Origin of the sequence: Peribacillus sp. FSL K6-1552 (assembly GCF_038005205.1) — a bacterium.
In the GTDB taxonomy this organism is placed as follows: domain Bacteria; phylum Bacillota; class Bacilli; order Bacillales; family DSM-1321; genus Peribacillus; species Peribacillus butanolivorans.
The window spans coordinates 3,325,122-3,345,720 of record NZ_JBBOST010000001.1; the positions used below are offsets into that span (position 1 = coordinate 3,325,122).

Annotated in this window: 16 protein-coding genes; 6 read left to right on the forward strand and 10 right to left on the reverse strand. The window is 36.3% G+C overall.

The features are described 5' to 3' along the window. Positions 1–3: 3 nt before the first annotated feature. From NST21_RS15950 to NST21_RS15975, 6 genes are all read right to left on the reverse strand, one after another. Positions 4–1,026: an LLM class flavin-dependent oxidoreductase gene (locus tag NST21_RS15950; protein WP_340890146.1), complete on the reverse strand. Its 1,023-nt coding sequence runs from the start codon at positions 1,024–1,026 to the stop codon at positions 4–6. 90 nt (positions 1,027–1,116) lie between these two features. After that, complete coding sequence (locus NST21_RS15955; RefSeq protein ID WP_340890149.1) at positions 1,117–2,115, reverse strand: LLM class flavin-dependent oxidoreductase; 999 nt, start codon at positions 2,113–2,115, stop codon at positions 1,117–1,119. 311 nt (positions 2,116–2,426) lie between these two features. Further along, positions 2,427–4,673 carry an AAA domain-containing protein gene (locus NST21_RS15960; RefSeq protein WP_340890150.1) on the reverse strand — a complete coding sequence of 749 codons (2,247 nt, stop codon included), beginning with the start codon at positions 4,671–4,673 and terminating at the stop codon, positions 2,427–2,429. Positions 4,674–4,918: 245 nt separating this feature from the next. After that, on the reverse strand, positions 4,919–6,715 hold the full coding sequence (gene pepF / locus NST21_RS15965; RefSeq protein WP_340890151.1) for an oligoendopeptidase F: 1,797 nt from the start codon (positions 6,713–6,715) through the stop codon (positions 4,919–4,921). Positions 6,716–6,835: 120 nt separating this feature from the next. Beyond that, on the reverse strand, positions 6,836–7,477 hold the full coding sequence (locus NST21_RS15970; RefSeq protein ID WP_376183317.1) for an FMN-dependent NADH-azoreductase: 642 nt from the start codon (positions 7,475–7,477) through the stop codon (positions 6,836–6,838). Between the two features lie 277 nt (positions 7,478–7,754). Beyond that, complete coding sequence (locus NST21_RS15975; protein ID WP_340890153.1) at positions 7,755–8,486, reverse strand: YqcI/YcgG family protein; 732 nt, start codon at positions 8,484–8,486, stop codon at positions 7,755–7,757. Between the two features lie 353 nt (positions 8,487–8,839). Between NST21_RS15975 and NST21_RS15980 the strand changes: the two genes are divergently transcribed. Further along, positions 8,840–9,097, forward strand: a complete 258-nt coding sequence (locus tag NST21_RS15980; protein WP_340890155.1) for a small, acid-soluble spore protein, alpha/beta type — start codon at positions 8,840–8,842, stop codon at positions 9,095–9,097. 512 nt (positions 9,098–9,609) lie between these two features. On the opposite strand, the gene NST21_RS15985 is transcribed toward NST21_RS15980, so the two are convergent. Then, positions 9,610–10,497 (reverse strand): R2-like ligand-binding oxidase, encoded by an 888-nt coding sequence (locus tag NST21_RS15985; protein WP_340890158.1) that lies wholly within the window; start codon positions 10,495–10,497, stop codon positions 9,610–9,612. A 143-nt stretch (positions 10,498–10,640) separates the two neighbouring features. Between NST21_RS15985 and NST21_RS15990 the strand changes: the two genes are divergently transcribed. Continuing rightward, entirely contained in the window at positions 10,641–11,327 is a 687-nt protein-coding gene (locus tag NST21_RS15990; protein ID WP_340890159.1) for a response regulator transcription factor, read from the forward strand. Between the two features lie 51 nt (positions 11,328–11,378). Here NST21_RS15990 and NST21_RS15995 read toward each other — a convergent pair whose 3' ends face one another. Continuing rightward, positions 11,379–12,467: a branched-chain amino acid aminotransferase gene (locus NST21_RS15995; RefSeq protein WP_056520638.1), complete on the reverse strand. Its 1,089-nt coding sequence runs from the start codon at positions 12,465–12,467 to the stop codon at positions 11,379–11,381. 750 nt (positions 12,468–13,217) lie between these two features. On the opposite strand from NST21_RS15995, the gene NST21_RS16000 reads away from it, so the two are divergent. The 3 genes from NST21_RS16000 (at position 13,218) to NST21_RS16010 (ending at position 17,386) form a co-directional block, all read left to right on the forward strand. Continuing rightward, positions 13,218–14,486 (forward strand): L-lactate MFS transporter, encoded by a 1,269-nt coding sequence (locus tag NST21_RS16000; protein ID WP_116820574.1) that lies wholly within the window; start codon positions 13,218–13,220, stop codon positions 14,484–14,486. 624 nt (positions 14,487–15,110) lie between these two features. Beyond that, positions 15,111–15,923, forward strand: coding sequence for a formate/nitrite transporter family protein (locus tag NST21_RS16005; protein WP_057218929.1), 813 nt, complete (start codon positions 15,111–15,113; stop codon positions 15,921–15,923). 395 nt (positions 15,924–16,318) lie between these two features. Next, positions 16,319–17,386 carry an AI-2E family transporter gene (locus tag NST21_RS16010; RefSeq protein WP_340890162.1) on the forward strand — a complete coding sequence of 356 codons (1,068 nt, stop codon included), beginning with the start codon at positions 16,319–16,321 and terminating at the stop codon, positions 17,384–17,386. 105 nt (positions 17,387–17,491) lie between these two features. Here NST21_RS16010 and NST21_RS16015 read toward each other — a convergent pair. Both NST21_RS16015 and NST21_RS16020 read right to left on the reverse strand, forming a co-directional pair. After that, a protein-coding gene (locus tag NST21_RS16015) for an IS3 family transposase (protein ID WP_340888657.1) occupies positions 17,492–18,825 on the reverse strand; the annotation gives its coding sequence in 2 pieces (ribosomal slippage) (positions 17,492–18,453 and positions 18,453–18,825; 1,335 coding nt in all). A gap of 212 nt (positions 18,826–19,037) precedes the next feature. Then, positions 19,038–19,487, reverse strand: a complete 450-nt coding sequence (locus tag NST21_RS16020) for a YueI family protein (protein ID WP_340890163.1) — start codon at positions 19,485–19,487, stop codon at positions 19,038–19,040. Between the two features lie 222 nt (positions 19,488–19,709). On the opposite strand from NST21_RS16020, the gene NST21_RS16025 reads away from it, so the two are divergent. Next, complete coding sequence (locus tag NST21_RS16025) at positions 19,710–20,456, forward strand: L,D-transpeptidase family protein (RefSeq protein WP_340890164.1); 747 nt, start codon at positions 19,710–19,712, stop codon at positions 20,454–20,456. The last annotated feature ends 143 nt before the right edge of the window (positions 20,457–20,599 follow it).

Below are 20,599 nucleotides of genomic sequence, written 5' to 3' on the forward strand. Positions count from 1 at the left end.
CACTTATTTCATTCCAGTAACTTCTGCAATGATTTCATAGGAACGAAGGCGTGCGTTATGATCATAAATGGCAGAGTTGATAATCATTTCATCCGCCTGAGTCTCATCTAAAAAGGTCTGTAATTGTTCTTCAACTTCTTTCGGGTTTCCGACAATAGAAGCGTTCAGTTGTTTCATGACAATGGCTTTTTCATATTCTGTCCAAATACCTTCCATCGTATCAACTGGCGGAGCCATTTGTCCAGGTGTATTTCGAATCAAGTTTAAAAATTGCTGCTGATAAGAGGTAGCAATTCTTTGTGCTTCTTCAGTAGTATCCGCTGCAAATACATTGACACCGACCATCACATACGGCTTATCTAAAACGTCGGATGGCTGAAAATTATTACGATAACGTGCTAAAGCCGGTTGAGTATTTTCAGGTGAAAAATGGCTTGCAAATGAGAATGGTAATCCCAGCTGTGCTGATAGTGCCGCACTGAAGCCGCTTGAACCAAGCAGCCAAATCGGGATATCTTGCCCTTCACCAGGAATAGCACGGACTCGATTATATTTTGAATCAGCATCTAAATAGCTGCGGAGTTGCGCTAACTGCTCAGGAAAATCTTGGCCATTATTACGGACATCGCCACGGAGAGCCATTGCAGTATATTGGTCACTTCCTGGAGCACGACCTAGTCCTAAATCTATTCTACCAGGATACATAGCTTCTAACGTTCCAAATTGTTCTGCGATGACGAGTGGTGCATGATTTGGAAGCATTATGCCCCCAGAACCCACACGTATTTTTTCTGTCCTTCCAGCAACATAACCGATTAACACAGAGGTCGCAGAGCTAGCGATTCCAGGCATGCTATGGTGTTCTGCTACCCAGAAACGGTTATAATTCCATTTCTCCACATGCTGAGCTATATCTACTGTATTTTTAAAGGCTGCTGATACTGTACCACCCTCGACAATAGAAGCTAGGTCCAGTACGGAAAAAGAAATGTCTCTAAGTTTTTTTGCAGGCTGATCAGCATTCATATCTTCAACTTCTTTCAATTATGATTAATTGGACGCCAAAGTCATCATATAGAAAATGCAGATAAATTGCACACAAAATGCTCTACCTGATTAATTGAGCAGAAGTTCCTTAGCAATCAAACGATACGACTTCAGACGGTCCTCCAACTTATGAGTTATAGTAATAAGCATGATTTCATCTGCTTGATATTCCTCCTGTAACTCCAAGAGCTGGTGCTTTACTTTTGAAGGTGTGCCCATAATCATTTTTTTATCCATCTTTCCCTTCAGTTCTTTTTCTTTTGCATTCCATGCATACTCCCTCGCCTCTTCTATACTTGGGACCACTTTTCTTTTCCCAAAGCCACTTTGGATTTTCCAGAGTGTATTGCTTAGAGCTATCTCTTTTGCTTGTTCCTCGGTTTCGGCACAAAGGGCCGAAACCGTTAATATTGTTTTAGGCGCTTTCAGGATCCCTTTTGCTTGAAAATGTTCACGATAATACTCAAGACTCTTAATCCCATCATTGTCGCTCATGAATTCACCGAATGCGTAAGAAACCCCATTTTCCGCCGCGAGTTTTGCACTTTTTTCACTTGTTCCAAGTACCCATGGTACAGGTGGAATTTTTGGGATTGGTGCAGCAGAAGTATTTTCAAAAAGGTGATCTTTTGGAAATTTCTCTCGAAGAAAATACAATAGTTCCTTTACGAGGTCAGGCATTTTGTATACATTTTGCAGATAATTATCGGATAATGCCATAGTCGCTTCTGCCGATCCTCCTGGAGCACGTCCTATGCCGATATCAATTCGGCCCGGAAAAAGTGTTGCAAGCATATTATAGGTCTCTGCAACGCGATATGGCTTGTAATGCGGAAGCAAAACAGCCCCTGCTCCAATTCGAATGTTTTTTGTTTGCGCACCAATATAGCTTATCAACACCTCCGGAGCTGAACAGGCTAATCCTGGTAAATCATGATGTTCCGTAAACCAAACCCTGCTATAGCCAAGTCTATCTCCCTCTTGTGCGAGTAAAAGTGAATCGTTCAATGCCTGCTGCGCGGTTTGACCGGATGCGATTGGTGATTGATCTAAAATGCTTAGCTTCATTAGGGTTCCCTTCTTCCCATTTCTCTCTTAGTTATATAATCGTAAAACATTGACTATAAAATGTCGCCTAATACGCTTGTTGTTAGTTTAGTTTGTAACTCTTAGCTGAAATAATAAGTGGATATTCTGGATTGGTAAATAGGAGTGAATTGTAAATTCTAACGAGGTTATTTTTTAAATATACATCATTTTTTATTACTCTTATAGATGGAACCCGATTTGTTTTTACCATATATTCTAACGAGATGTTTTAAGGAATATTTATTGAATAAAAAAATAGAAAGACCCTAAAATAGGGCCTTTCCTTTAAATTATTCATTTTTTTTAAACTGAGATAAGATTTCTTCTGCAATAATAGGTGAATCCAAGCGAGCCGCTACAAAGGGAGGTTGCACTCGATTATTCGATTCTATAGGCAAGCCTAACCAGACAACATGACCATCGATGATAATAAAAGAGAAGGAAACTGGCATATAAATGAAATAATCTGTAAAAATTTCCGGATTTCTATTCCCTGAAATGATAGTCAATTTGACTTCAGGGTCTCTTTTCATTAGAATCAGCTTCCATTCCTCTGCCAAATTTTTAAAGTCTGGCACGGCCACAATAATTTCTTGTTTAGAGGAATCTATATCTGCTATTAAGTTGTCCAACTTACGGGCATGCATCCATTGCAGTCGGGGATGCTGAAGTTTCACCCATTTTCCAATATCTTTCTTTGCGATCATCTGTCCGTTTTGGATTTGATGATCAACAAGCTGACGAAGTGTTTTGCTACGATAAACATGCTTATTAACAAAAGAAGTATCACAAACATGTACGAACTTCCCTTTGGTCCTTGTTATCGCCACATTTATTAGCCTTTCACTTTCTCTTCCGGTCAACAACATTCCTGCACGATTTTGCGGATAACTATCAACCGTGTCAAAAATCATGACATCCCTTTCACTGCCTTGGAAACGATGTACAGTTGCAGCTATGATGTCTGCTGTTTGCCTTTCTTGACTATACAAGTCATCCAAAAGTTTTTCCATCAAGTTAGCCTGGGCACGATAAGGAGCAACATAACCAATGGATCGGGCCCCACCAACATACGATTCATGAATCAGCTGAAAGGACAAAAGCAACTGCCATGGGTTCATTCTCGAATGGGAAGTGCGTTCCGTCATGCAATATTCACCTGAAAAGCTTGTATCGACAAGTGCAGCTGCCTGATTTGCAAACGGTTCCGCTGATCTTATGCTATCTCTACTTGTCAAAACACTTTCATGGTCTCCAACAAAATTGTTATAGACAACACGATTCGTAAATGCCGAAATTTCTGGATGCATTCGGCGCTGTTCTTTTAAGAGAAATAAATGAGGATGAAGTTCCCCCTCTTCTACTGATTGTGCAACCCCCGCGCGATGAAAGATGTCTTCTTTCAGCCAAAGTTTCACTAGAGAGTCACGTGCAGAAGCAATTGGTGGCAATTGTTTGAAATCACCGCAAACGATAATATGTTTGGATAAGGCTGCCGCAAAAGCTACTTGCGGTACGTAAGCCATGCTGGCTTCGTCCAAAATGATTAGATCATATTCTTTTTGGTATACCGTTTCATCGCTAGCAGCTTTAGCCAAGGTCATTCCAATAATTTTAGCCTCTTTCACAAGTAGCATCTCTTTTTGACGAATTTTCTCTAATACTTTAGCTAATTTTTTTTCTAATTCAATTAATTGATCGGTATCTCTTTTGCTAAATGAACCAGCTAAATCTTGCTTTAACAACCGCTTTTCTTCTGCAAGTTGCTCTTTTTCTTTCATCAAGTCCGGTTCATGCTTCCCTAATAGTTGACCTGTAACAATATCATCATGGATAGCTAGAGAATCACCTATTTGTGAACCATAGCGAAGCACATCCCCTTCATGGAAACGGTCTTTCTTTTTAATAAATGTAGAGATTTCAGCCATCAGTACATCGACAGCTTGATTGCTATGTGACAGCACCAGGATATTTTTATCTTGGAAATAATGATTTGCAACCGTACGTGCCAATGTATAAGTCTTTCCTGTTCCTGGAGGTCCCCAGACATAAGTGACAGGATTAAATTTTGAACGTGCATATAATTCTTTTACACTGCTTTGTTTTTCATTTACCGGATGTTTTTGGGGCATAGATGGATCCATTAGACGCTTAATCCGTAGCCTTTTCTTTTTGCTTCTCTTGATTTCATCTAGACGGGTAATCAATTGTTCTAGTAATTCCCAGGGATCATGGTATAAAAAAGCTTCCCCGATTAAATCACCTAATGATCGTTCAAAAGCGATGATTATACTTTTCCCTTCAGATGATAAGACCCTCCCATCCTGTTTTATTCCCCCCCATTCCAATCGAATAATGGAACCTACAGGAATTTTTATCGAGGAGCTTGTTTCAAAATAGTAGGTGAAAGAACCATCACTTGTAAGTAAATGGCCATTCGAAACAAGGTATTTTGTGCTTCCGTATTTTTTCAAATGCAAAATTTCAAGTTGAAGTGCCTGTTGCCATTCTTTTATATAGTTAACCGTTGAATTCATTTTTCACTTTCCTCACAAAATATGCCTTTGGATGTATAAAGAACTGGCCCATTAGCTAGGCGCTATTGCGATGAATAACCAAGGCTCTAGGCTTTTTATGTAAAACCTGCCCCGTGACAATATCTCTTCTTTAACATATAAAATAAGGCCCAATCAAAAGATTGGGCCTCTCATTTGCCAATAGTCTTACTATAGCATTTTTTATTTCATCATACCATGGGCTCTTTTGGAAGAAATGGTTTACATTAGCCCTTTGTCAGCTCTGTGAATTGTTCTACTAAATCACTGAAAATCCTCATAGCATTTTCAATAGGCTCAGGTTTAGTTAAATCTACGCCTGTTTTCTTGAGCAGTTCTAACGGGAATTCAGAACTGCCGCTTTTCAAGAAGGTCAAATAACTTTCGAGGGTTTTTTGATCTCCGGAAAGAATTTTATCTGCAATTGTAATAGCTGAAACGTAACCTGTAGCATATTTATACACATAAAATGGACGATAAAAATGCGGAATGCGTGACCAGCCATACTTCACTTCTTCATCGAAAATTATTTCATCACCATTATATTTTCGGAAAATTGTTTCATAAGCTGTGTTAAACACCTCGGCATTTAGTGGTTCATCATTTTCTGCCTTCTCGTGAACGATCTTTTCAAATTCTGCGAACATCACCTGTGTGAAGAAAGTTCCCTTAAAGCTATCGATAAAATGGTTAAGTAAGTGCTTTTTCTTTTGAACGTCTTTTGTTGTATTAATTAAATGGCGGATCAGCAGAATTTCATTCACCGTAGAAGCAACTTCCGCTACAAAAATGGAATAGCCTGCTGTTATTTGCGGTTGATATTTTGAGCTATAGTATGAATGCATCCCATGGCCAGATTCATGCGCAAGTGTAAATACGCTGTCAAGATCATCACGGTGATTTAGTAAGATAAATGGATGAACACCATAAAGTCCTAAGTTGTATGCCCCAGACCGTTTTCCAGGTGTTTCTCTGACATCAATATAGCGTTTTTCTTTAAAGGTTTTTAAGATAGACGTATATTCTTCACCCAGCGGTTTCAACGCCTCAATCATTAAAGCAAAACTGTCATCATATGATATTTCTTCTTTTGCACCTTCGACCAATGGCACACTTAAATCGTATGCACGCAATTCATTTACACCCAAAAGGTCTTTCCGCAGCTGGATGTATTTATGCATCGGTCCTATATTTTGTTTAGTAGACATAATTAAGTTATCATATACCTCTTTTGGAACTTGATCACCGAACAATGATTTTTCTAATGCAGAAGGGTAGTTCCTTAGTTTAGAGAGATTCACGTTATTCTTGATTGCTGTTGAAAGTGTTGAAGCAATCGTATTTTTCAGTTGTACATATGGCTGATAATAAGCAATGTATGCCTCTTTTCGAATATCACGATTGTCATCTTCAATCAATTTTGAATATAATCCTCGGGTCAGCTCTACTTTTTCGCCGTCTCCATTTGTCACTTCACCAAACTTAATGTCAGCATTGTTGATCATCCCGAATGTTTTTTGTGGTGCTGAAAAGGCTTCACCTATTTGGGAAAGGACCTCTTCCTGTTCTTTCGTTAACACATGGGTTTTATAGCGATAAGAATCCAGTAAATCTTCTTCAAAATATTTCAAACCCTCGATTTCCTTTATGTACCCTTTTAGCGTTTTTTCTTCTAGGCTTAAAAGAAATGGCATGAAAAATGAAGAAGCATTGCTAATTTTCTGGCCTAACTGACTTGCCCGATCAAGCAAAGCCTGTGATGAAGTAACCCTTGTATCCAAATCTGTTTGCAGCATCGCAAATACATAGAGTTTATTATAAATGTAACCAAGTTCCTCACTTAACCGTAAATACTCAAACAAGTCTTGAGCTGTCTGAATTTGTCCATCATAGGTTTTTAATTTTTCTGTCATCTTAAGGACTTCTTGATAATCCTTTTCCCATTTATCCTTGTTATCGTAAATATCATTTAGATTCCAAGTTTCTTCCTCTTTGATTTCGTCACGTGTTTTGTACGTTTGCATTTTATTGGCACTTCCTTTCATACTTATAGGCTTACCCTCTATTATAAGCGACTTTCAGAAAAATCTGCATAAAAAAACCAGTATGCTAAAAATACATACTGGTTATTACATAAAATATAATTAGAATTTAGCTGCAGCTTCTACAACTTTCGCCAATCCTTCAGCAATAATGTCTTGTGTGCGGTCTGGATATTGATTGTGCCCTTCGATAACAACTGTTTCTGGGTTCGTTATCCCCCATAGGTTTAGATTCATTGTTACAAATTTCACAGCCATTTCAGCAGCATCCATTCCTGGTAAAGCATAATCTGAACCACGAGCATTAAGTACAGCCACTTTTTTCTCAGGAATAAGACCAACTGGGCCTTCCGCAGTATATTTAAATGTTGTACCTGCTTGAGCAAGATAAGAAATATATGTTACAAGTGGAGCCGGTACCGTAGCGTTCCATAATGGGAATGCAAATACTACTTTATCAGCAGCAAGAAACTGGTTCAAGTATTGTTGCACGTTATCCGCTTCTTTTGATTCTTCTTCAGTCAATTCCATACCTTGGTTGCGTTTGAATATCGCTGTAATTGCTGTGTTTCCGTAATATGGTAAGTTGAGTTTAAATAAATCCAATTCAGTAATTTCATCGTTTGGATTTGCTTCTTTATATGTGCTTAAAAACGATTCATACATTTTCACGCTGATTGCTTGCTCTGCTGGACGGTCGTTTGCTTTGATTAATAATACTTTAGACATAGTTGGTTCCCCCAATTGTAATTAATATGTGTATGTGAATAGCACAGTTTCAATCGAAATATTTAATCAAGATATCTCGAAGTAACTGCAATTCCTACATACACATTATAATTGTGATAATAAAATAAAACAAGATATATGTTTTGGGGGTCATATACTTTACAGACATATAAAGAAATAAATATCGGAGTTCTCGAGTTATGGTGAACTTTCTAAATCCCCTTTTTAACAGTTACAAGCATATAATATAGAAGAAAAGCGCAAATAAATAAACGAGAGCAAATACTCTCGTTTATAACTCTTTATGATTGAAAGGACATTTTCCTTTTATCGGTTCAATATCATCACCAATAAAAAATTGTTTCCATTCATTGTGATTTACATCGCCAAAGTGGCTGATATCCGGATGTTTCGGGAGATTATCCCATTTTTCTACTCGTTCACGCACCTTTTCACGTGACATGATTCCGCCTTTTTCTGTACCTTCTAATCCTTCAAAGATCATTCGGGGTTGGAAGCCCAGTACAAGACTATTTCCTAAATCACGGGTTTTACGCTGTTTATATGCAGGTGCATTACCAAAGATAAAAATTGGTTCCCCTGCAAAATGGTAATCCCATAAATAATGATCCGGATCTTTTGGCTTTTCATTTGGCCAAGGTCTCTTATCATTTATATGAAGATACTGAAGGATAGCCCAAAATCGTTTTCGATATAATTCTAAATCTCCTTCTTGCTTTTCTGGCTCCATAAAAACAAACAAACCATGTCTGACATATGGAGGTTCCTGGAATAAGTCTAGAAAGCTTTCCACAGCTTTTGGGAGATTGGACCAATCTTCCTGTGTAATATATGCATAACGAAGCTCACCTTTTTTTTCCGCGTTCATACCAAAATAACAAGGAAATGTTTTATCCATCACCGTATTGTGGAAAGTTTGATATTCCTTGATTAACCATAGAGGTACTCGATCAGGATTTTTCATATCTTCTTTCGTTAACAAACATGAATTCGCAGTCAGCATCTCTTTTCTCCTTCAAATTGATATACTATCTTATACCCAGAATTTGATAAAATAAACGTCTATAACAGCTAATTCTCTCGTCATATTAAAAGATGCTGTAATAGATTCAAATTTTTTTGATTTCATCGGTATCAGCCTGAGCTAGTCTGCAAAAAAAGCAGAGTAAATCCAATCTCATGAATTATTATAATGGACTGGTCTGTGGCAAAACTCCTAGAAATCAAACTAAAGCAAATCTCCCTATAATGTTAAGGGAAATACAAAGTAGAACCTAAATAAAAGATTAAAATAAATCAGGATAATGATCATTTTCTTTACATTAGGATAACCTAAAAACTAAGGAGTGATTATATATGACAAGAAGAAATAAAATCCTAGTAGCGGGAGCTAGAAAAGGTCTTGATGATTTAAAAGCCAAAGTAGCTGGTACGAAGAATCATGAAGATGCAAAGTTTGAAGTTGCAAAAGAAGTTGGCGTACCACTGAAAAAAGACTATAACGGTCAACTGACATCAAAGCAAGCTGGAAAAGTTGGTGGAAAGTTAGGAGGAGGTATGGTCAAGGAACTTATACAGATGGCTCAGGAAAACTTAGGAAAAAACAGTAACTAATTCAATTGAATCACGATTGCTTAACAAATATAAACTCAAATCTGTTTAACATATAGAAGGAGACGGACATTTCCTTATACCCGCCTCCTTTTTGCTCAAATTTCAAATATATAAATGATTTTCATAAATTTTAAATTAAAAATTTATTCATTACATCTCGGTTTAGTTGATCATTAGTACCTGCAAAAACAACGGACCTTTTATCAAAATATAAATATAATCAGCAAGCTCCAGCGCCATGCAAAGTTTTTTTCGACTAGAAGCATTGTCGTTCCTTCTGCCATTAATTGTTTTATAATTTTAATGACTTCTTGAACCATAATTGGAGACACCCTGTGGTTTATGTATGTTAATAGATTAGACTTTAATGCTAAAAATAAAAAGCAGCCAGGAACGATTAAGATTCCCAAACTGCTTGAAAAATTATTGCGCTGTATAACCTCCACCGCCTATTTAAATGAATAAATTTCTTTACATCATCACGTACAGTCATATCCTATTTTTCATTCTTTTTACAAAACTCCATATTCCTTTTCGTTACTTTGATAGATTTCTTCAATTTTCTTACCCTTGGCCCGTGCCAATATTTCCATCCGAACGGCTAATTGTTTCATGGTGAAATCTAAAACAGCTTGTTTATCATTATCAAATGGATTGCCAAACCGATCATATCCTTCCATATTTAACGCGATGGCAAGTGGGGCAAGTTCTGCCATTCTTTTTTCAACTTGTCTAAAAATATGTGGATGCTCACTGATAATCCTCTGTAGCAAAAAAGTGCCATATGCAATATGGCGTGATTCATCTTTTTTCAAAAGGCCAACCCCTTTTAATAAACCAGGCATCATATTATTGTCTTCGAGTGTCTGATAAAACCCAAAATACCCGGTTTCAGCAAGCACTCCCTCGGTAAACATATTATATACAGTGGCCGCTTCCGCCAATGCTTCAGGAGACTGATCGTGTATTAGTTTCTCCATCGCCTCAGGCAGTATTTCGTAAAAAATAGATTTGTATGTTTCTGAATGATAAACCGTTAGATCTCCTGTTTCACCAATTTGATCTAAAGTATAACGGAAAAATTCCATATGCTTTGCTTCCTCGAATAAGAAAGTTGTTAAGTACATTTCCTCTTCAATTCTACCTTCCTTTGCTATAGTCATAATAAGCGGAAGTAAATCCAATGTCACGGCTTCTTCTCCGCCCTGGAAAAGCGAAATTATCCGTAATAAAACTTCTCTTTCAATACTAGTAAACGACTTCCAATCTTCTATATCCTGACTGAAATTAATGTCACGCGGATTCCATACACCGAATTTTTTTGCCTTTTGATAGAGTTTAAACGGAAGGGTATCTTCTCTAAAACTTCGACTGCTGGTCGTCAAATTCGTTCTTTTCATTTTTTTATCCTCCTTAAAATAGGGAATCGTAAACTTGTAAACACTTAAGCAGAGATAATCAAATTTGTAAGGCCCTACCTTATATTGTAAGATATTAGTAAGTTTTTACCTATCACTGAAAATGTAGGGAGGAATAAAGTCGAATGCTTGAGGAAACCTTGTTGAATCATGTTAAAAATATTTCCATACAAAAAGATATGAGAAATAAATCCAAAATGATTGTAAAGGGCTGTGTAGATTTTTTTTCATTTCAACGTGCCTCTTTGTTCAGTTACTCTTATTTAAGTGGTATGGGTGAAGGTATATACTCATGCACAAGTAAAGAAACAATTTCGTTACATCATGTCAAAGAAAATATTCATGATATATACCCCATCCACCAAGCTCTCATAAATAACAAACCAGTATATTTAACAATTAAACATACGAAATCATCCATACCTGCAAAATACGTTAAAAGATTTGCAATCTCTTCATTAGCTGTAATTCCGGTTGTAGTCAATGAAATGGTTATTGGTTTTGTTTTAGTTGACCCAATACAGACCAACGAACCTGTTACAAAGCATGATTTAATGAAGCTTTCCCATTATTTGAAACTGGCAGTCAGTACAACTTTAGAATCCTCCCCCCCCTCATACCTTCTTAGTAATCGTGAAGTCGAAGTCCTACAATATTTAGCTAATGGTCTAGGGTTAAAACAAATGGCACCAAAGATGAGGGTAAGTGAATACACTGTTAGGGATTATATTTCTTCTGCCATTAGGAAATTAGGAGTCAATCATCGTACAGAGGCTGTAGCTATCGCTATCCGGCACAAGATAATTATTTAAAAGAATATAAAACAAAAAAACCTTCATAGAAGGTTTTTTTGTTTTAAAATATTATTGAGTGACTTTTTCTTCAACTTTCGTAGTCCAGTTTAATTCATCTTCAACCTTACCTGTTTGGATACCAGTTAATGTATCATAAAGTTTTTTAGATAATTCACCAGTCTCTCCGTTTTGAACTATCATTTCTTCACCATTCCACAAGAATTCACCAATTGGAGAAATCACAGCAGCTGTACCAGTACCGAATGCCTCTTCTAATTGTCCTGATTTAAAGGCTTCATAGACTTCCTCCATAGAAATACGCCGTTCTGTTACTGGAAGATTCCAATGCTTTAACAATTCAATAATAGAATCCCGAGTAATTCCTGAAAGGATGCTACCATTTAAAGCTGGAGTAATGATTTCACCATTGATTTTGAAGAAGACATTCATGCTTCCTACTTCTTCAATATATTTTTTTTCTACTCCGTCTAGCCAAAGCACTTGAGAATATCCCATCTTTTCAGATTCCTCTTGAGCTTTAAGGCTTGATGCATAATTACCGCCTGTTTTAGCTTCTCCTGTACCACCATTTACGGCACGTGTAAAAGCTGATTCCACCGCTATTTTAACAGGGTGAATTCCCTCTTTATAATAAGAACCTACCGGTGACATAATGATGATAAATTGATAGTGATCTGATGGAGAAACTCCGAGATAAGGTTCAGTAGCTATAATGAAAGGTCGAATATATAAGGACGTCCCTTCTGCTCGAGGAATCCATTCTTTATCAACGCTAATTAAGGTTTTTAAGGCCTTTAACGCGAAATCCACATCAACATCTGGTATACATAGGCGACTATTTGAATTATTTAAGCGTTCAAAATTCTTTTTCGGGCGGAATAAAATAATTTCATCATCTGATGATACATATGCTTTTAATCCTTCAAAAACAGATTGACCATAGTGAAAAATCATAGCTGACGGCTCTAATGCGAGCGGTTGATAAGGAACAATTCTTGGATCATGCCACCCTTGCCCTCGTGTGTAATCCATAATAAACATATGATCGGTAAATTTCTTACCGAACTCAAGCTGGTCCGCTTGTGGTTTTTCTTTCTTTGTTGTACTAAGCGTGATTTGCATGTCATGTTCCTTCATTACCAAAACCCCTTGTTGAATATTTTTACAAGATTTCACTTCCATAAAATCTATCTTAACTTAGTTTACTCCTATCAGGAATCATAGTTCAAGCCCTTATGACTAAATTTTCGGAATTTTTTCAAAATAATTTGATTTTTTTTGATTACTTTACGTATGATTCCTGAAAAAAGACTCTAATATTCCTTTTTTGTAAGAAAAAAACTTTTAATATTCCTATTAAAATCCTTTAATTCTAATGTGATTGGAATTCTGAAGATTCTTTTATAAAGTCTTAGGTTAATTTTAACAAATATCATTGAATAATGCCAATGTGTGCATCTTTGCCGTTGTAGATTACCATCTTGATTACATAAGACCTTCAATAGCGAAGGAAAATCACTACCGATTCAAAATAGATAGAATGGAGCGAATTAAGGGCATTTGCCACATTCAAAATGCCAATCACAATCAAGATACAAGGGATTCTTATATAACATTCTACAGCTGCTAATTTATGCCTCTCACCTAAATTTGTCTTCCTACTCCCTATGTGAGTAAGATATAAAATAAAAATTTTCCCTAAGCCGATTCGGATTTGTACAAGAATGTTATAGCAACATTTTTTTTAGTAAAATTCAATTTAGTAGTTTACTACTAAATAATAATCTTATATACTTATCCCACGAGATAGATAAAATGCATGCAACTCATATTATTATAGATAAAACGCATGCCACTCTCTTATAATTCACGAAAAGGGGTAACAATATGACAAAAAACAGGTGGTTAATTGCTTTATCAGCTATTGCTATTCACCTTTCCATTGGTGGTGCATACGCATATAGCGTATACAAGAAACCTTTAGTTGAGACTATGGGGTGGTCAGAAACTGAAGTAACTTTAGCATTTACAATTATGATGGCGCTTGCAGGAACCTCTGCAGCTTTCTTTGGGAAATTTGTTGAAAAGAATGGTCCAAGAAAATCAGCCTTAGTTGCTGCTGTATTATTCGGTTTAGGACAAGCCGGTTCTGGTTTGGCTGTCATGATCGATTCACTTCCACTTTACTTACTAACATATGGAGTATTAAGTGGTCTTGGTATGGGTATTGGATACATTTCACCAGTATCTACTCTTGTCAAATGGTTCCCTGATAGAAGAGGACTAGCAACAGGAATGGCTGTACTCGGTTTTGGTGCTGGAGCTCTTATTACAGCCCCAGTTGCAGCAAGCCTTATGGAATCCGTTGGAATTTATTCTACTTATTATATTTTAGGAGCAGGCTATTTCATTCTTATGTTTTTAGGTGCTTCATATATTGCACCACCAAAAGCGAATTGGATTCCTGAAGGTATGAAAAAAGATATTGAGTCAGGAAAAAAAGAAATTAAGAAAGATCTAAGACAATTAACTGCAAAAGAAGCGGTTAAAACAAAACATTTTTGGATGCTTTGGTCGATGAAATTAATTAATACTAGTGCAGGGATTATGATGATTTCTGTGGCTTCTCCTATGGCTCAAGACGTAGTTGGATTGTCTGTAGCTGGAGCAGCAACTCTGGTTGGTATCATGGGAATCTTCAATGGTGGAGGCAGACTTGGTTGGGCAGCAGCCTCTGATTATATTGGTCGCCCAAATGTTTTCGTCATTTTCTTTATTATTCAAATCGGAGCGTTCCTCTTACTTCCAACTACTACAAATTCGTTATTGTTCCAAGGTCTTATTTTGTTAGTTGTTAGTTGTTATGGTGGAGGTTTCTCAAATCTCCCTGCATTTGCTGGAGATTTATTTGGAACAAAAGAAATTGGTGCTATCCATGGTTATCTTTTAACAACATGGTCTCTTGGAGGAGTTTGTGGACCAATGCTGGTTACCGCAATTAGAGAAAGTACAAACAGTTATATTCCAGTTTTCTATGTTTTCGCTGCATTAATTGCAATTGCTTTCTTGATTTCCATCTGGCTGCGTTTAGATATCAAAAAAATGCAAAGAGAACAGAAACAAGGATTTACTAATAAATTAAGTAAAATATCATAAATTTAGAGAGTAGTTTTTCTGACTATTTTGTTAGATAAATCTATTAGATCAAGGCATTATCAAGGTAACTTCCTTATTGGGAATTTTCTTGTGATAATGCCTTTTTCATTTTATATTTTACTCTTTATTATATTTTCATCAGACTTTATATTTTATAAAAATTGAAAACAATTACTGTATGGGCACTTTTCAGGAACTTCAATAAAAAAGTACTTTTATTCCTTCTAGAAAACTCAGTAAATTCATAATCCCTCCCTTCCCTTTCATACATATTACTAGCTACCCTACTCCCCCTATCTCACTCAAACTCAAACTCAAAGGAATAAAATCGTTTTATCATATTTAGAAGGAAGTCTATAATTTACACTTTTAAAAATTCAGGCTTTATATTATTAGCATTTTCTTTTTGTATTATATATTTTTGAACCACCCTAAACTGTGATAAAGGCTTAGTTTTTCTATTAAAAAATCCTAAATTAGTTATTTCGTTATAGCATATTTTTAAAACTAATGTATAATAACTGTTGGTAATCTTTGTTTAGTAAGTATTTCCAAGGGTTTTTACTACTAAATAAGAAACACATTCTAACAAATTTTTTTGAAACATCAGCTAGGGGGAGCAATATGAGTTATTATAACCCGCAACAAATGGCGAAAATTGCAATCAAAGCAGGAACTAAGAAAGCAACATTGCCGCTAACTAGTCTAATAATACTAGGTTTCCTAGGTGGGGCCTTTATCGCTTTGGGCTATTTATTTAACATAAGGGTCACCGCAGGCTTACCACATGAGTGGGGTACACTGAATAACTTAATAGGTGGTTTAGTATTCCCGTTAGGTTTAATACTTACTGTTATTGCTGGCGGAGAATTATTAACTGGAAATATGATGGCTGTATCGATGGCTGCACTTGCTAAAAAAGTATCTGTTAAACAATTATCAATAAACTGGATCTTAATTGCTATAACCAACTTCGCAGGTGCCATTTTTGTTGCTTACTTTTTCGGACATCTACTTGGTTTGACCGAAACTGACATCTTTTTGAATAAAACGATAGCTGCAGCACAATCAAAGGTGGATGCCAATTTTATCGAAGCATTCATTTCAGCTGTCGGCTGTAACTGGCTGGTAGCCCTGGCTATTTGGATTACATATAGCGCTGAAGATACTACAGGAAAAATCATTGGATTGTTCTTGCCGATTTGTGCTTTCATTACACTTGGATTCCAGCATATTGTTGCCAATATGTTTGTCATTCCAGCAGGAATTTTCGTTGGTGCCGTTACTTGGGGTGAGTATTTTATGAACTTTATCCCAGTCTTCCTTGGAAATGCTGTTGGTGGTGCCATTCTCGTAAGTGGTCTTTATTATGGAGCTTATGCACGTCAGGATAAAAAAGTTGTAGAAGAAATAAAGTATATAAAAAAATCATCATAATTTTTTTAATACAAGGCCTTCATTTTCCAATGGAGGTTTGTTTTTCATTTTAACCAAGGAATTTTGGTATTTTAATATGAGGTCTCAGCTTCCCTTTACTTGAAATATATTGGTTTATTAAAGAACTTCAATGATTCTGTGAAGTAAATGAGGTGAATGCATCTGCCCTAAATTAGAAATTGCTTTAGAATACACCCTTTGTTCCGAATTACGAAATATTTGAATTCTAATTAAAGGTAGAATCAACATCTCGCTTGAAAACAGTCTGTAATTGAACCATCGAATGTCAAATTACATCTATTTCCCTCCTAATCATTTATTACTGTTGGTATTATTGTTTAACTCTAAGCCAAACAAGGGAATTAAGTAGCAGATGAGATTTAGGGGGGATTGTCTTGTGGATAAACAAACCATTTTTTAAGTATGCATGTGGAATTATCTTAATAATTTTAATTATTTTTTTGCTAGGCAAGATTGATTATATTCTTTTGCCGATTCAAAAAATCATTACAGCAATGTTTTTCCCAATCATTGTGGCTGGACTCTTATACTATATATTACGACCTGTCGTTAACTTTTTAACTAAATTTATACCAAGGACAGTCAGCATTTTTATTGTCTTCTTGGTTATATTTGGAATAATCGGGACAGGCAGTTACTTTGGAAGTCCTGTAGTCATGGATCAATTCCAAAAATTATCTGCTAACCTTCCAAGCAAAGTCAAGGAATTCTCTAAGGAATCTGAAGTCATGATAGAACAAAATGATTTTGGTATGGTTAATATAAAAGACTTGAAAGCAAATGGCATATCCCATTTTAAAAATTATTCTGAAAAACTTATAGAAAATATTAATACCATATTCTCTGCGATTACAAGTGTTCTAACTGTACTGGTTATTACACCATTTATCTTATTTTATTTCTTGAAGGATGGAGATAAGCTAAGACCGTTTTTATTAAAGTATATACCGACTGAAGTTGAACCTGAAGGGAACGCGATTTTAAAAGATGTAGATAAAACCCTTTCAACTTATATCATCGGCCAATTCATCGTTTCAATCGTAATAGGGGCTTTTATGTATGTGGGGTACCTAATTATTGGACTCGATTATGCACTCGTATTAGCCCTTTTCGCAATGATTTTTACCGTTGTACCCTTTCTAGGTCCAATAATCAGCGTTATTCCAGCCCTTTTCATAGCCTTACAGCAAGATGTAGGGTTGGCAGTAAAAGTACTCATTGTCCTTACTGTCGTTCAACAAGCAGAAGGCCACCTCGTTACTCCGAATATTATGGGGAAACGACTTAATATTCACCCATTAACCATTATCTTATTGCTACTTGCTGCCGGTTCAATATACGGATTCATTGGAATTCTTATAGCCATCCCTGCTTATTCTGTGGTTAAAACGATTATAGGAAACTTCAGAAAGTTTTATAGGTTAAGGAAGATGAATACATAATTAACAGATCTGCTATCTGATCAACTTTTCCAACTGATAAAACAAAAAGAGGCCTATACATAAAGCTGAACTGTGCCCCATTTTACGGACAGTATAAAAAAGTGCCTAAGCGGCTAATAAGTGGTCCCGGTATTGTACCGGGGCCATTTTCTTTAGCCCCCATTGATAACGATGTTCATTATATTCTTCAATAACTCGATCAATTTCTTCCTTCACATCCGTTAAATTAGTAGATGTTTTATATTCTGCCAAATCCTTAAAGTGGCCAAAGAAACTTTCCATTGGCGCATTATCCCAACAGTTTCCCTTGCGGGACATGGATTGGGTTATCCCAAGTTCCTTCACTTTGCGTTGAAATAGCGGATGGGTGTAATGGAACCCCTGGTCAGAATGAAGGATTGCACTCGGATGGAACTCGTGACACACAGCCTGCTTTAGCTTATTTAAAGTCTCGTAAACGATATCCATTTCTAATGAAGTAGATAAATGGTACGTAACGATTTCTTTTGTGGCGGCATCTTTTACGCAGGATAAATACGCTTTTTGGCCTTTCCCATAATAAAGATAGGTAATGTCAGTAAGCAGGACCTTCCCTGGCACCTCCTGATTGAATTCACGATTAAGGAGGTTTGGACAAGTAAGGTGCTCCTTGGTTGCCTTGGCCATCTTCCGATACGGGTTGGCCCTTCTGATTTTCGCTAGGAGATTATATTTTGTCATCAACCGTCTGATTTTCTTATGATTCATTACGGCCGAGTAGTCATTCTCCATAATCATTTTGATTTGGAGGGCGCCTACTTTTTCCTTTTTACTGATGAAAATATTTCTGATCAATTCTATGTCCAATTCATCCTCTTCTTCACGAAGCTCACGGTAAGGAGCTGCCTTTAACCAATCATAGTAGCCACTTCGACTTACACCAGCCAATTTGCATAGATAAGAAACAGCCTTCTTTAATTGGTGTATTCTGATCGTCCTTTCAATCAGATAGAACTTCTCAGCAGCAGTTAGAATCATTTCTTTTTCAGAGCCTGCCTTTCTAGCTCTTCCAGCTTTTTTAGGAAGTCATTTTCTGCTTCAAGGAATTTGATTCTCGCCTCGGCCTTCCTAAGTTGATCCTCTACAGACTGTGGCTTGGAAGTGGGGCGTCCTGTACTTCCTTTTCCACGGCGTTCCGTAAGGAAGCCTTCCTCACCAAACCTTTCAAAGGTACTACGCCAGCGCTGTAGACAACGTTTGGGTTGTTTCTTTCCAATTATTTCGAGATTAATTCCCTGGTCAATGAAAATTTGAGAGGGGGCTTTCCCCTTTTTATATTCCTTAACAGCTTTTGTCTTAAACTCCGGACTATAGGAAATAGATCGCTCGGAAGCACTAATGATATTTGGATTCTTTTCAAGTTCTTTAATCTGAAATTCAGTATATATATTCTTACTCATATAAACCCTCCGTCCATACTCATTACATCTATTGAAACATAAAAAAACCCGGATAAGGGACACTTTTTTATGTGTGTCCGTTATCCGGGGTATAGTTCAAGCAGATAGGCACCCTTTTTATTTTATTAGGGTAATTGAATATAACTTCATTAATCACTCATTAATTTCAACAACCCTATAGGAGTTTACTAAAAAAACGCTGATTGAATTTTTCAGCGTTTTTTTATAAATTTTCTAACCAATTGTTTGATAAATGCTTTGACACTGTTTTTCTTTTTAACTTGATTGAACTGCTTCTTCTCAATATAAATCTCTTCTTTATTTATGGCATTTTTTTCTGCTAGTACTAGGCCTAATTCGGAGTTATGGTCTTTGTTTAGGACAATTTTGTAAGGAATATTATGTCGATTAGCTAATTTAATGTATTTCCCTAGGTATTGATAGTCCATTTGACCATTTAAAAACAAATTTGACAGAGGAAATTGCTTCATCATTTCCTCAATCTCTGGATATACATTTAGTTCAAATACTTGAGGTTTTTTTAGGACGACAATAACGCGCTCTCGTAATGTGCCAAGGAATTCTATTCGTTCACCAGGCTTTATTTCTTTTGGACCGTACATCCCTTGTTCAAGGTAGTCCTCTACTTTTAAGCGTGACAATCTTTTCCCACCTCCGGTTTCACTTCAATAATGTATGTAATGTGACCACAAACAGTGCCCTTCTTTCTTTTTAGTAATTTTGCAACGATAAAATCCGATTTAAGTAAATCCTTCTTATTTTAAGTTTACCTTTCCTTTAAAAAATGTCACTTTAGCTTCACTTCGTGCATAGGATAGTATATGCGTGAATATGCAGGTACTTAAATAAGGGACGGGGAAAACATGAAAAAATTCATTGTATTTGTATTAATGTTCTTTTTTTGTTTTGGTGGATACAGTAATTCTTCAGATGCAGCATCAAAACAGCTGATTATCATCAATAAGTCCAATAATCAGCTTGCTTACTATGAAAATAATAAATTAGTGAGGGTATTTATCGTAGCGACTGGAAAAAAATCCTCCTACACTCCTGAAGGAAAGTTTAAGGTAGTTACAAAGATTGTCAATCGCCCCTATTATAAAGGCAAAATTAGAGGAGGAGATCCTAAAAATCCTCTAGGCAATCGATGGTTGGGGATTAATGCACGAAATACACCAGGAAATACGTATGCAATACATGGAAATAATGATTCAAAGTCCATTGGAAAATATATAAGTGCCGGCTGTGTTCGTATGTATAATGAAGATGTAAAGTGGTTATATGGTAAGGTTAATATGAACACAACCGTCATAATTACCAGTTCCAGTAAATCATTTGCTTCCATAGCGGCTACAAATGGATATAAGGTTAGCGGATCAGAGAGTATCCCAGTGGGGAATACAATTTCAATATTAAAGAAAGGAAGCAACGGACCACAAGTACGTGAACTTCAAAAAAGATTAACAACTCTTGGATATAGTACAAAGGGAATAGATGGGGTATTTGGAAATAATACAGAAATAGCTGCAAAGAAATTCCAGAAGAATAACAAACTAACACCTGATGGGATAGTTGGACCAAAAACGAAGAAAGCCCTTGGAATTAAATAATCGATCATTGATATCATCTGTTATTGATGATATCTTTTTTTCGGCTAGATTTTAGTCTAAAATGTAACAATTATTACATTCTCATACATTTCGGTGCCTTTTTCCCACCTTCATTTGTAAAATTTATGTTATAATTTATACAT

Excerpts from the sequence above, each read along its gene's own strand:
- NST21_RS15950 (WP_340890146.1), bottom strand. The coding sequence starts at position 1,026 with ATGAATGCTGATCAGCCTGCAAAAAAACTTAGAGACATTTCTTTTTCC.
- NST21_RS15955 (WP_340890149.1), bottom strand. The coding sequence starts at position 2,115 with ATGAAGCTAAGCATTTTAGATCAATCACCAATCGCATCCGGTCAAACC.
- NST21_RS15960 (WP_340890150.1), bottom strand. The coding sequence starts at position 4,673 with ATGAATTCAACGGTTAACTATATAAAAGAATGGCAACAGGCACTTCAA.
- pepF (WP_340890151.1), bottom strand. The coding sequence starts at position 6,715 with ATGCAAACGTACAAAACACGTGACGAAATCAAAGAGGAAGAAACTTGG.
- NST21_RS15975 (WP_340890153.1), bottom strand. The coding sequence starts at position 8,486 with ATGCTGACTGCGAATTCATGTTTGTTAACGAAAGAAGATATGAAAAAT.
- NST21_RS15980 (WP_340890155.1), top strand. The coding sequence starts at position 8,840 with ATGACAAGAAGAAATAAAATCCTAGTAGCGGGAGCTAGAAAAGGTCTT.
- NST21_RS15985 (WP_340890158.1), bottom strand. The coding sequence starts at position 10,497 with ATGAAAAGAACGAATTTGACGACCAGCAGTCGAAGTTTTAGAGAAGAT.
- NST21_RS15990 (WP_340890159.1), top strand. The coding sequence starts at position 10,641 with ATGCTTGAGGAAACCTTGTTGAATCATGTTAAAAATATTTCCATACAA.
- NST21_RS15995 (WP_056520638.1), bottom strand. The coding sequence starts at position 12,467 with ATGAAGGAACATGACATGCAAATCACGCTTAGTACAACAAAGAAAGAA.
- NST21_RS16000 (WP_116820574.1), top strand. The coding sequence starts at position 13,218 with ATGACAAAAAACAGGTGGTTAATTGCTTTATCAGCTATTGCTATTCAC.
- NST21_RS16005 (WP_057218929.1), top strand. The coding sequence starts at position 15,111 with ATGAGTTATTATAACCCGCAACAAATGGCGAAAATTGCAATCAAAGCA.
- NST21_RS16025 (WP_340890164.1), top strand. The coding sequence starts at position 19,710 with ATGAAAAAATTCATTGTATTTGTATTAATGTTCTTTTTTTGTTTTGGT.